We start from the raw sequence: 11,670 nt of genomic DNA on the forward strand, positions 1-11,670 counted from the left end.
TTATCCCCGTTATGAAAAAGGCCCCTTATTTATAAGAGGCCTTTTGTAACTTACCAGATATCTGAATCAACTTTTTTCTTCAATTCCGGATATTTATCAATTTTAAACTCAGGCTCTTTAATGCCTTTTTTCAATTGTTCACGGTAATCTTTCAACAATGTGCGTGCCATCGGTGTTAACAGTAAAATTGCAATCAAGTTAATGGTTGCCATGATACCCATAAACAAGTCAGCCATAGACCAAACGAGTGGAACACTACCAATTGCACCGAAGTACACCATCACCAATACAAAAATACGGAAGATGAACATGACTTTCGGGTTGTTATTAATAAACTGTACATTACCTTCTGCATAGGCATAGTTACCTAGTACAGCTGAATAACAGAATAAGAATAATAGAACAGCAAGGAAATCAGATCCCCAATGTCCAACTTGAGTTTCTAAAGCACGTTGAGTTAATTCAACACCGACAAAACCTGCATCTTGGTAAACACCAGAAACCAAAATAATGATTGCAGTACTTGTACATACAATGAAAGTATCTACAAATACACCGAGCATTTGTACCAAACCTTGGTTTACAGGATGTTTTACATCAGACGCAGCCGCTGCGTTTGGTGCAGAACCCATACCAGCTTCGTTAGAGAACAAGCCACGCTTAATCCCTTGCATCATTGCCATTGACACTGCCGCACCAAAGAAACCACCTGCTGCAGAATTAAAATTGAAAGCTTCAGTCACAATCAGCTTTAAAATATCAGGCAAAATCGCATAGTTACTGATTGCAATATAGAGAGCAACAGATAGGTAAAGACCTGCTTTTAAAGGTACAAACATCTCTGCGAATTTAGCGATACGCTTAATACCACCAAAAATTGCCAATGCAACCATAACGACAAGCGCAATACCAACCCATGAAATTTCTAGATCAACGCCACCTAAATGAGCAATAAGATTTGCTTTATCCCAACCCCAAGCATGTGAAGATGCATTAGCAATCGCGTTGATTTGAACTGAGTTAAATACGAAACCGTAGGTAAAGATCAATGCAAGTGCGAAGACCACACCAAAGGTTTTACTGCGCAAACCTTGAGTAATATAGTAGGCTGGTCCACCACGGAACTGTTTACTCTTACTATCTCTAACTTTAAATAGCTGAGCAAGCGTAGACTCAATAAAAGCAGAGCTCATACCAAGAACAGCTGTTACCCACATCCAGAAAACTGCACCAGGACCGCCAATTGCGATAGCAATTGCTACACCAGCAATATTACCTACCCCAACACGGCTCGCAAGGCCAGTTACAAACGCCTGAAAAGGTGTAAGACCATGCTCATCTTCCCCTTCTGTACGACTACTTTTCATCACTCGGATACTTTGCAAGAACATGCGAATTTGCACAGCTCCTGTTAAGACCGTATAAAAAATACCTACAGCTAGCAAGAAAATAACCAAAAAGTCCCATAAAGGGTCATTAAAAAATTTTACCCACGACATCAGTGTGGCATTGAGTTGTTCATTCATACTCGGTCCGCTTACGTTCCTTGCTAATGTGCTAAAAGCACATGCCAAAATACTGCAATAAACAAAAAAGCCCCTAGAAACCGGGACTTTTCAGTAAATTCAAGAAAAAACTTTTAATGTCAATTGAATAGCAATTACCGTCACAAGTTTAAGCAACATCATGCCCAACACTAAGCCTTTGAAGGTTGCATGAGAGAAAGCGACCTTCAGATAAAAGAATATCATTGCGCTACTGAACTTTTCCGCTTTCGGAAAAACAGTATGCATCGACTCAGCTACAAACTTGGAAACTAACAAATGACCACCGCTAAATAAACTCGTCTAATGATTCCCATCAGTTAAGCGAGTTTTACAAAATCTGGATTTAAGCCAATAAGCATATTTACATATACTTTTGAACAAATGTCTAAACTGGATATAAATTTCAAAGACTGTAACGAGCCATCGCCATAACGCGATTATCTGCGCCCTTTTCTTCATGATCAAAGAAGAGTGCGTTTAGACCTGTACTAAGCTGTTGTATTTTTTGTGGCTCAGTAGCTGCTTGAGTTACGTTCATTTTCATGGTTGCAATGGTAATCGCCAATCCTTGTTTCATGAACTGCTTGTTGATGAGTGGTAAACTCATGTAAAGCTCCTATACCTCGTGTATTTCTCCATTTCTGCATCTAAATCCTTTTTGTAAAAGGATTTTGTTTGCAGCCAGCATTTCCTAACGTGAGTATGGAGAAATCATACCTGCGTAAAAAAGTCGGTATTATGCAGAAATTTAAAGTTTTGTGTATATTTTTCATTAAAATTTTATATAAAAAATGGTCATATTTTATATAAAATTATCCGTTTTGTACTGTTTTTAAACATATTATACCTTTATTTCAATTGAATATTTTTCACCCACTCACTGTTATGCTTTTATTTTTATAACCGACAAAATCACACTATTTTGTCTATTTAAATCTAAAGTGGCATATTCGAATTATAATTAATCAGACAATATGTCTAGACTAATTAAATTATCATACCTGTAAGGATATCTCTTTTCTAATATTTTTTGCTTATAAATGAAGTACTTTCAAAGCATGAAATTAAGCTTCAAAAAGTATGAAATATTTAAGAAAAAGATGTAGGAGTACTCATGAATCAGGAACAAGTTCGTCTCGTTGATGAAGCCATCACTTCTCGACATTCTGTCCGCGCTTTTTTAAATACTCCAATTGAGTCAGAAGTCATTAAAGATATATTACAAGTTGCAAGTCGAGCACCTTCTGGAACAAATACTCAACCATGGAAAGTCTATGTGGTAACAGGCAACAAGCGTGATGAAATGGTAGAGCGTGTTTGTGCAGCACAAATTGAAGTTTCAAAAAACCCAGAGCTTGCAGAAAAATATAAAGAAACCTTTGCCTATTATCCTGAGAAATGGATATCGCCGTTTATTGATCGCCGTCGTGAAAATGGTTGGGGACTCTATGGTCTACTCGAAATTAAAAAAGGTGAAAAAGAAAAAATGGCAGAACAACAGTTACGTAATTTCAAACTGTTCGATGCTCCAGTCGGCCTTTTCTTTACTGTCAATAAAACGATGGGAATCGGGTCTAAAATGGATATCGCAATGATGATCCAGAACGTGATGGTCGCTGCTAAGGCACGTGGTTTAGATACATGCCCACAAGCAGCCTGGAACCATTTTCACCCTATTGTTTTAGATATCTTGGGTGCATCAGATGAAGAAGAGCTCGTATGTGCAATTGCGTTAGGTTATGCGGATCCCAACCATATTGTAAATACCTTTATAACCCCTAGAGAACCAGTTGAAAATTTCGCAGTTTTTCTAGACGAATAATATATAAGTGGCCATTCTCTTAAAATCATGAGAATGGCTTTATTGTTACCTGTTTCGTCGCTTTTAATACAACAATAAAACCGCTTAGTGTAAATAACACCATCATCACACCCATATTGAGCGACGCAGACCAAATAAGGAAATTAAGTAATACACCACCTAAAAGGCCACAAGCGAATTGCATACTTCCCATGATTGCACTTGCTGTTCCTGCTCGTGCGCCTTGCTTAGACATTGCCAACGCCATTGCATTTGGTCCTGTTAAACCAATCCCTGAAATCGCTAAAAATAGCCCTAACATTACAAGCCATAAAGGTGCTGCTGGAATTAAGCCAGCAATTAATACAATGCTTGCCCCTGTCACTTGTACCATTGAACCAGCTCTTAAACGTTTAGTGATTTCAACACGTGTTGTTAAGTGCTTATTTAAAGATGACATCAACATAATGCCAAAAGCATTTAGTCCAAATACGTAAGCAAACTCTTGTTGATTAAGTCTGTACTGGTCCATAAAAACTGCTGGTGCCGAGCTGATATAACAAAATAGTGCTGCTCCTGTTAAACACCCTGCAAACATAGGTAAACGGAAGCTCGTATCTTTGAAAATAGCCCCATAGAGGGTCACTACTTGATATGGTGAAAGCTTAAGCCTTTTATCAGTTGCTAAGGTCTCTTTAAAGAAGAAATGTACACACAGCCAACATATAACGCCAACAATTGAAAGGGCAATAAAAATAGCTTGCCAAGGAAACCAGATTAAAATCCATGCTCCAATCATAGGTGCCAAAATTGGTGCAAGTCCCATTACAATCATCATGCTTGAAAAAGCTTGTGCCGAGCCTTGAACGTCTAATTTATCGCGTATTGCTGCACGAGCCATGACCACGCCAACACAACCGCCTAAAGCCTGCAAAATACGAGCAGCAATCAAGCCCCATTCATTTGTCGCCAATACGCAAAATAAGCTTGCGACTGCGTAAAGTGCGAGGCCAAAGTAAAGTGGTTTTTTTCTACCAATACGATCGCTTAGAGGACCATAAACCAACTGCCCAACAGCTAAACCAAAAAAGTACGCTGGTAATGTATTTGCCACCATTTGCGTACTTACCCCAAAATCATGAGCCATTTGTGGCAAAGCAGGTAAGTACATATCGATGGATAATGGCCCTAAAGCCGTAAGCAAAGCGAGCAGCATAATCCAGCCAATAGAGTATTGACGCTGGGCTGTTTGTTCAGACATAACGATATTTCATTTTTCAATCATTTGCATACAGACAAGCTTACACTGTCTATCGTATGATTTGTGCAACATTGGTGTAGAAATACACAAATCCTTTATCACTCAGGTTGATCAGCAAGGACTTCCTTTGAAATCTTGGTTTAAACGCCTAAAAAGAGCGACTTATAACACAACATTTATGTATAACGTGCGAATGCTGATAGCCTTTTCAGGAACTGCTTTCGTGCCTTATTTTTTAGGCTATCAATTAGCAACAATTCCACTCACTTTAGGTGTAGTCGCGGCAGGCTTAAGCGATATTGATGATCGCTTTTCCGTGCGAATCATGAACCTGATTTATACTTATATTGGGTTCTTCGTTACCGCTGCTTCCGTACAACTACTTTTCCCCTACCCAATGGCTTTTGCTTTAGGGTTAATTGCATCATGTATTGGCTGGATTTTACTCGGTTCATTAGGACGTCGTTACGCAACCATCTCTTATGGCTGTTTAGTTGTTTCAGTCTATACCATGCTAGGTGTTCACCTTTTTGATCATTGGTATATCCAACCTGCCCTTTTAGTTGCAGGTGCTGCATGGTACGGCCTTATTGCTACTATTAGCTTTTTATTATTTCCGGTTCGACAACTACAAGACAAACTGGCTGCGTCTTATGCATCTTTAGGTGATTTTCTTTTTGCAAAATCAAATTTGTTTGATGTAGATATGACTCCTGCCAGCTATCAGCAAAGTATGATTGAGCTGTCGTTAGAAAATGGTAAGTTAATTACGATTTTTAATGACTTAAAAACAGCTTTACTGACTCGTTTAAAAGGCGACCGTGGACAAAAAGATACACGCCGAAGCTTACATTATTATTTTGTTGCTCAAGATATTCATGAACGTGCTGACTCAGCCCATATTGACTATCAAAAATTAGCCAAAATTTTTCAGCACAGTGATATTTTATTTAGATTCCAACGAATTTTGGCGGTTCAAGGTAAAGCTTGCCAAGAGTTAAATGAATGTATTTTGCAACGCAAACCTTATAACCATAATAAACGGTTTAAACAAAGCTTTGAAAACCTACGCCTCTCTTTAGAGAAGTTACGTCGTGATCAGCATTATGACCTTTTATGGGTAAATGCTCTTTTCGCTTTATACCAAAATTTAAAGTCTATCGATTCCCAGTTACTCAACTTGGAAACTGAACAACACATTCAATCTGATAAAGTAAAACAAGCCGAGAACCAGCTGAAAGATGATGATTTACAAGGATGGAATGATATTGTCATCCGAATAAAACAGAACTTAACTCCTGAATCAGTGCTATTCCGCCACGCGATTCGCGTCTCGATTGTTTTGTTTATCGGATATGTCTTTATTCAAATGACCCATATTGAATATGGCTATTGGATTATGCTTACAGCTCTATTTGTAAGCCAACCCAACTTTAACGCGACCAAGCGCCGCTTACGTTTACGAATTGTTGGGACGTTAGTGGGTATTGTCGTTGGACTTGCAATTATCTTCTTAATTCCTTCGACAGAAGGACAACTATTCATGTTGATATTAAGTGGAGTCCTGTTTTTTGAATTACGCAGTAAACAATATGCGCAGGCAACTGCCTTTATCACCATTTTGGCATTAATTAACTTTAATCTAGACGGTTCAGCAATGGCTGCTGCTATTCCTCGATTTGTAGACACTTTAATGGGATGTGCTTTAGCTTGGTTTGGGGTGACCTTTATTTGGCCTGACTGGAAATTCCGACGCTTGCCTCGTAACATCAGACGCTCACTCCAAGCTCAATGTAATTATTTAGCTGAAGTCGTTAAACAATATCATGAAGGCCGTAATCATGCGCTAAATTACCGAATTGTACGTCGAGCTGCACATAATACTGATGCTGAAGTTGCTTCACTTATTTCAACTTTAGCAACTGAACCAGACTTTGACCCGACTCGTAAATCCGATATTTTTGAATTTTTATGTTTAAACCATACATTTTTAAGTTATATCGCGGCACTTGGGGCACATAGAGAAAACATTCAGGATCAAGCTGTCCTTAAACTATTAGACCAAGCTCTTGATGATATTCAAGGTGCACTATTAAGAGACGAAATGCCTGATCTTACAGCACAAAATATGCTCCAAACGATACGTCAACGTTTAAGCCAAAATGATGAAGACGACCAAAAATCACTCATTATTTTACAGCAGCTCTCGCTCATGCTTGGTGTATTGAACCGATTTAGTATGTTAAAACAACGGCTAAGTCATGATCTTGATAATGATGCCAGTGAGCTTGCATCATTATAAATTCGCCTCAGAATTTAGTATTAAATTGGCATAATATCCTTTCCTGACTTATGCCAATTAGTGCTAAACTTAAAACAGTTTACAATTTGTTATTTGCACTATGACCGCGAAAACTTTATACGCTTATACGCTTCAGCCTGTTCCATATGACGTGTCAGAAGCTGAGCAACGTAATGCACAGCTTCTTATTTGGCGCAGCACTAATAAAATCAGCACAAAAATTTGGGCTATTATGGGTGTCATTTTAGCCCTAGCTATATTAGGTCTTATTTTTATTAAGAACTACTCTACTGTTTTTTGCTGGGTTGCTATTGTCGCTGTAGTACTTTACTACCTAGGTCGTAAATACGGATTAGAATGGTACGTTAAACGCAAAATGAATGAATTTCCGGTACAGGAAATCAAAGGTATTCGTTTAGGTGTACAGCCTCATGGCATCGTGATGCGTCAGCAAATGGGCCATCAAGAAGGCGTTGGTACAATTGGATGGAAAAATATCTACGAATGGTACAACGCACCTGATTTCATTTTGGTCAATTTCAAAGTGAAAGATCCAAAAGGTCAAGAGCAGCAAGGTGCTTATATTTTACCTAAGCGTATGGATTCCAAGAACTTTTCGTTCAATACAATTCGCACTCACTTAAAAGAATCTGTAGGTGAACCAAAAACCTTGTAATTCTAGATTCTATAAAAAGCCTCCTGATGGAGGTTTTTTATTAAAGTAAAAATAAATGATAATGAAAATTAATATTATCTCCAAAATCCATATTATCTACTCAATCTTCGGCTATACTTCGTTACAAGATCTCCATCATATTTACATTTTCGACCATGTTTAAAAAAATTTTATTTCAAATTCATTGGTTTCTGGGTATTACTGCTGGCCTCATCTTATCTATTATGGGTGTAACAGGTGCAATTTATTCTTATGATCAACAAATTTTAAAATGGGTGAATTCTGATAGTTATGTTGTTCAAGCTGAAAACACTCCAAAATTAACTCCTGCTCAGCTATATCAACATTTCAATACAACTCAGCCTGAAATTAAAATTAATAGCATTACGATTGCCAAGGACGCCACCTCTTCTTCTGTTGTGAATATTGAAAAAGAAGGTGAACGTCGTGGCTACAATATGATGGTTAATCCATATAACGCTCAAGTTCTGCCCGATGTAAAAGGCCGAAAGTTGTTGTTACTCATACAACAAATTCATCGTAATTTAACAGCTGGTGAAGTTGGTAAACAAATTACTGGTGCATGCGCACTGATGTTAATTTACTTTATACTCAGTGGGTTATATTTACGCTGGCCTAAAAAGCATTCTGCTCGTCAATGGCTCGCTGTTAAGCCGAAGTTGAAAGGCCGAAATTTTATTTGGGATCTACATGCTGTTGTGGGTACGTGGGTCATTGTTTTTTATCTTCTTTTCGCGTGTACAGGTCTATATTGGTCTTATGACTGGTGGCGTAGTGGCATGTTCAAAGTGATGGGAGTTGAACAACCTAAACCACAAGGTCATGGTGCTACTCCTCAAAATCGCGGAATGCAACAAGGTAAACACTCTGACCGCAATAAAGATAAAAAATCAGAACCTCAATTAGATAATACTCAGCTCATTACAGCACTTAATCAAACATGGAGTGGCTTCAATAGTCAGGTCGGACGTGATTATTCGACACTAACATTGAACTTACCGAAAAAAGATGATGGAAAAGTTGAGTTAAGCTTTGTCGATGCTACGCCACAACATGAGCGTGCACGTAACCAAGCCATCTATAATTATCAAACTGGTAATATCGAAAAGATGGAGCTTTACGAAGATAAAAAGCTTAATCAAAAGATCATGAGCAGCATGTTACCAGTGCATCGTGGTAGTTTCTTTGGACCAATTTATCAGTTTGCTGCCATGCTTGCTTCATTGGCAATGCCTTTGTTCTTGGTTACAGGATGGATGCTTTATCTTAAACGCCGTAAACAGAAAAAATTAACACAGGCGGCTCGTCAGTCTTTAGCTGGACAATACATTGATCCAAATGCGAAACCTTGGCTTATTACCTATGCAACTCAAACAGGTGTAGCTGAACAACTCGCTTGGAGTACGGCAACAAGTTTACAAGAAGCTCATCAACCTGTTCAGGTTAAACCTGTACAGCAGCTCACACAGTCTGATTTAGAGCAGCATGAGCAGGTTTTATTTGTAATCAGTACTTATGGTACTGGTGATGCACCAGATCTCGCCACAAGCTTTGCTAAAAAGCTTTTAAAAGCAAATCTAGATCTTAAACACATTAACTATGCTGTTTTGGCATTGGGTTCTAAAGAATATCCTGATACTTATTGTAGCTTTGGACATGCGGTAGACCTCTGGCTTAAAACTAATGGTGCTCATGCCCTCTTTAGTACAATTGAAGTTGATAATGCAAACTTAGCGGATATTCAGAACTGGAATCAGGCACTCGGGAAGGCAACTAAATTAGATTTGCATGCGGTAAATTTAGAAAAAGTATTTGATACATGGATATTGCAAAAACGCGACCTACTCAATCCAAATAGCTTAGGTCAACCTGCTTATAATATTGAGCTTAATGCAAAGCACGAAGCACTATGGCAAGCGGGTGATATTGCTGAAATTCAATCAGGTAATAGCCCTGAACGTATTCACGACTTTTTGCAGAAGCATCATATTCTTAAAAATACAAAAGTTGATTCTTTACAGATTTCAATCGAAAAAGCTCTTTGGAATAAAGATTTAACGGGCGAAATTGAACCATTTGCGAATCTGGACCATTTATTAGAGCAGCTCCCTACTCTACCAACGCGAGAGTATTCGATTGCGAGTATTCCTTCTCAGCAAGTCCTTCGTTTGGTTGTACGCCAACAATATGATGCGTCTGGTAATTTAGGTTTAGGTTCGGGTTGGCTTACTCAACATACGCAAGTTAATAATGAAATTGCTTTACGTATTCGTAACAATGAATCATTCCATCTCATTGATGACAACCGCCCTATTATTTGTATTGGTAATGGAACTGGTATTGCTGGCTTAATGAGCCTACTACACACACGTACTCGTCATGATTACACTGAAAACTGGTTAATCTTTGGTGAACGTCAAAGAGCATGTGATTTCTTCTATGAATCAACTATTGAGGCATGGAAAACCACAGGAATCTTAAAACGCCTCGATTTAGCATTTTCGAGAGATCAAGAACAACGTATGTATGTTCAGGATGTAATCCGTCAGAATGCAGCAGAATTAGCAAGCTGGATAGAACGCGGTGCGGTTCTCTATGTATGCGGTAGTATTGATGGCATGGCAAGTGGAGTCGATCAAGCACTTATCAAAATTCTAGGTGAAGAACAGGTAGATGAGTTAAGACAACAAGGCCGTTACCGCCGTGATGTTTATTAAAGATCAATAAAAACAAAAAACCGAGTAATAGCTTAAATGCTTTACTCGGTTTTTTATTGCATTCAGAATGATTTTGCATACACTGTCTGCAATTTAAATTGCAACTCTAAGCACAATGCAAGTCAGTAAGTGGATCCGTATTTTCCTAGCAATCATTGGTTCGATTTTATTTCTAGATGGATTAGTTTTAATTTGTCTCAATAAAATTAATGTAGGCACAATTATTCCTTTCATTTTAGGTGCTTTCTTCTGCCTATATTCTTTATTTTATTATCACTTAGAGCGCTTTTTCTTCTATCATTATCGCTTACATACGCTTTGGCGTTTTGGGTGGCTATGCTTCTGGATATGGCTAATTGGCTTAGGCTATTTCTTTAGCTTTATTAAAGAAAATAAAGATACTTCAGATAATATTCCTCCAGTAAAAGCAATTATTGTCTTAGGAAGCGGTGTCGAAAATGGTCAACCATCTACAATTCTTGCAAAACGTTTAGATACAGCAGCCCCTTTAGCACTTAAACAACAGCAAGCAAAAGTTGTTTTAACAGGTGGTTTAGATTTTTCAGAAAAAGAAAGCGAAGCATTAGTGATGTCTCGTTATCTTCAGCAAAAGTATCATATTGCAAAAGAACGAATGATTCTTGAAGATAAAAGTACCAGCACTGAACTTAATTTAAAAAATAGTCAACCACTATTAGCACAGCAGCACATTAACTTAAACCAACCAATTGCTATTGTGACAAGTGATTTTCATATTCCTAGAGCAGAAGCAATTGCAAAGAAACAGGGCTATACCCAAATTTATGGGGTAGCAGCCGAAACACCATTAGCTACTCGCTACAATGCATGGTTACGTGAATATTTCGCGTATGCGAGTGGATGGCTTCTAAAAGAATATTAAAAGTACTTTAATCGAAGAACTGCTATTCAAAAAAAATAGCAGTTTTTTATTTGCGAAAATATTAGTGATCGGTACAAATATAAAGTTGATCTAAGCTGAAGATAATAAATTACAGATTAAATTCTTATATTTAGTCTCGAATGAAACAAATTTAATGAGGATCAGGAACCCATCGAAGGCATAAGTATAGAAGTACTAAAGTTAAAAAGTTGAAATCAATAGAAAAATAACTCAAAGGAGTAAAACTTTATTTTTTTAGAATAGAAAATTGAAAATATATCTAGTCACATAGTAAATATGTTTACATGTAAGCAAAAGATATTTATGGAAGAATTAATTTAGGAAATTAAATTTTCTGAAAGAAATAATGGTGGGCGCTGACGGGATCGAACCGCCGACATTCTGCTTGTAAGGCAGACGCTCTACCAACTGAGCTAAGCGCCC

The 11,670-nt window shown here is 37.8% G+C and carries 9 protein-coding genes and 1 tRNA gene; 5 read left to right on the forward strand and 5 right to left on the reverse strand.

What is annotated here, in order from left to right; translation table 11 throughout:
- Nucleotides 1-50: 50 nt before the first annotated feature.
- From AC1PJP_RS10030 to AC1PJP_RS10040, 3 genes are all read right to left on the reverse strand, one after another.
- Nucleotides 51-1,526 carry an alanine/glycine:cation symporter family protein gene (locus AC1PJP_RS10030; RefSeq protein WP_111856211.1) on the reverse strand — a complete coding sequence of 492 codons (1,476 nt, stop codon included), beginning with the start codon at nt 1,524-1,526 and terminating at the stop codon, nt 51-53.
- A gap of 99 nt (nt 1,527-1,625) precedes the next feature.
- Nucleotides 1,626-1,793, reverse strand: a complete 168-nt coding sequence (locus AC1PJP_RS10035; protein ID WP_107881224.1) for a hypothetical protein — start codon at nt 1,791-1,793, stop codon at nt 1,626-1,628.
- Between the two features lie 157 nt (nt 1,794-1,950).
- Entirely contained in the window at nt 1,951-2,154 is a 204-nt protein-coding gene (locus AC1PJP_RS10040) for a hypothetical protein (RefSeq protein ID WP_151767610.1), read from the reverse strand.
- A gap of 507 nt (nt 2,155-2,661) precedes the next feature.
- On the opposite strand from AC1PJP_RS10040, the gene AC1PJP_RS10045 reads away from it, so the two are divergent.
- A complete protein-coding gene (locus AC1PJP_RS10045) occupies nt 2,662-3,369 on the forward strand; it encodes a nitroreductase (protein WP_479766904.1) in 708 nt (235 codons plus the stop codon).
- 25 nt (nt 3,370-3,394) lie between these two features.
- Here the strand turns inward: AC1PJP_RS10045 and AC1PJP_RS10050 are convergent, their stop codons facing one another.
- Complete coding sequence (locus AC1PJP_RS10050; RefSeq protein ID WP_479766905.1) at nt 3,395-4,609, reverse strand: multidrug effflux MFS transporter; 1,215 nt, start codon at nt 4,607-4,609, stop codon at nt 3,395-3,397.
- A gap of 127 nt (nt 4,610-4,736) precedes the next feature.
- Here AC1PJP_RS10050 and yccS point away from each other — a divergent pair, with 127 nt between their 5' ends.
- The 4 genes from yccS to AC1PJP_RS10070 all read left to right on the forward strand — a co-directional run bounded on the left by yccS (nt 4,737) and on the right by AC1PJP_RS10070 (nt 11,226).
- Nucleotides 4,737-6,911 (forward strand): YccS family putative transporter, encoded by a 2,175-nt coding sequence (yccS, locus tag AC1PJP_RS10055; RefSeq protein WP_034596023.1) that lies wholly within the window; start codon nt 4,737-4,739, stop codon nt 6,909-6,911.
- Between the two features lie 100 nt (nt 6,912-7,011).
- The gene (locus AC1PJP_RS10060; protein WP_192455301.1) at nt 7,012-7,587 is read left to right on the forward strand and encodes an SdpI family protein; all 576 of its coding nucleotides are present in this window, start codon (nt 7,012-7,014) and stop codon (nt 7,585-7,587) included.
- Between the two features lie 155 nt (nt 7,588-7,742).
- Entirely contained in the window at nt 7,743-10,325 is a 2,583-nt protein-coding gene (locus AC1PJP_RS10065; protein ID WP_479766906.1) for a PepSY domain-containing protein, read from the forward strand.
- Nucleotides 10,326-10,440: 115 nt separating this feature from the next.
- Complete coding sequence (locus AC1PJP_RS10070; protein ID WP_479766907.1) at nt 10,441-11,226, forward strand: YdcF family protein; 786 nt, start codon at nt 10,441-10,443, stop codon at nt 11,224-11,226.
- A gap of 368 nt (nt 11,227-11,594) precedes the next feature.
- Here the strand turns inward: AC1PJP_RS10070 and AC1PJP_RS10075 are convergent.
- A tRNA-Val gene (locus tag AC1PJP_RS10075) sits at nt 11,595-11,670 on the reverse strand.

Source organism: Acinetobacter sp. V116_7 (assembly GCF_056735735.1).

Excerpts from the sequence above, each read along its gene's own strand:
- AC1PJP_RS10065 (WP_479766906.1), top strand. The coding sequence starts at position 7,743 with ATGTTTAAAAAAATTTTATTTCAAATTCATTGGTTTCTGGGTATTACT.
- AC1PJP_RS10035 (WP_107881224.1), bottom strand. The coding sequence starts at position 1,793 with ATGCATACTGTTTTTCCGAAAGCGGAAAAGTTCAGTAGCGCAATGATA.
- AC1PJP_RS10045 (WP_479766904.1), top strand. The coding sequence starts at position 2,662 with ATGAATCAGGAACAAGTTCGTCTCGTTGATGAAGCCATCACTTCTCGA.
- AC1PJP_RS10030 (WP_111856211.1), bottom strand. The coding sequence starts at position 1,526 with ATGAATGAACAACTCAATGCCACACTGATGTCGTGGGTAAAATTTTTT.
- AC1PJP_RS10040 (WP_151767610.1), bottom strand. The coding sequence starts at position 2,154 with ATGAGTTTACCACTCATCAACAAGCAGTTCATGAAACAAGGATTGGCG.
- AC1PJP_RS10050 (WP_479766905.1), bottom strand. The coding sequence starts at position 4,609 with ATGTCTGAACAAACAGCCCAGCGTCAATACTCTATTGGCTGGATTATG.
- AC1PJP_RS10060 (WP_192455301.1), top strand. The coding sequence starts at position 7,012 with ATGACCGCGAAAACTTTATACGCTTATACGCTTCAGCCTGTTCCATAT.
- AC1PJP_RS10070 (WP_479766907.1), top strand. The coding sequence starts at position 10,441 with ATGCAAGTCAGTAAGTGGATCCGTATTTTCCTAGCAATCATTGGTTCG.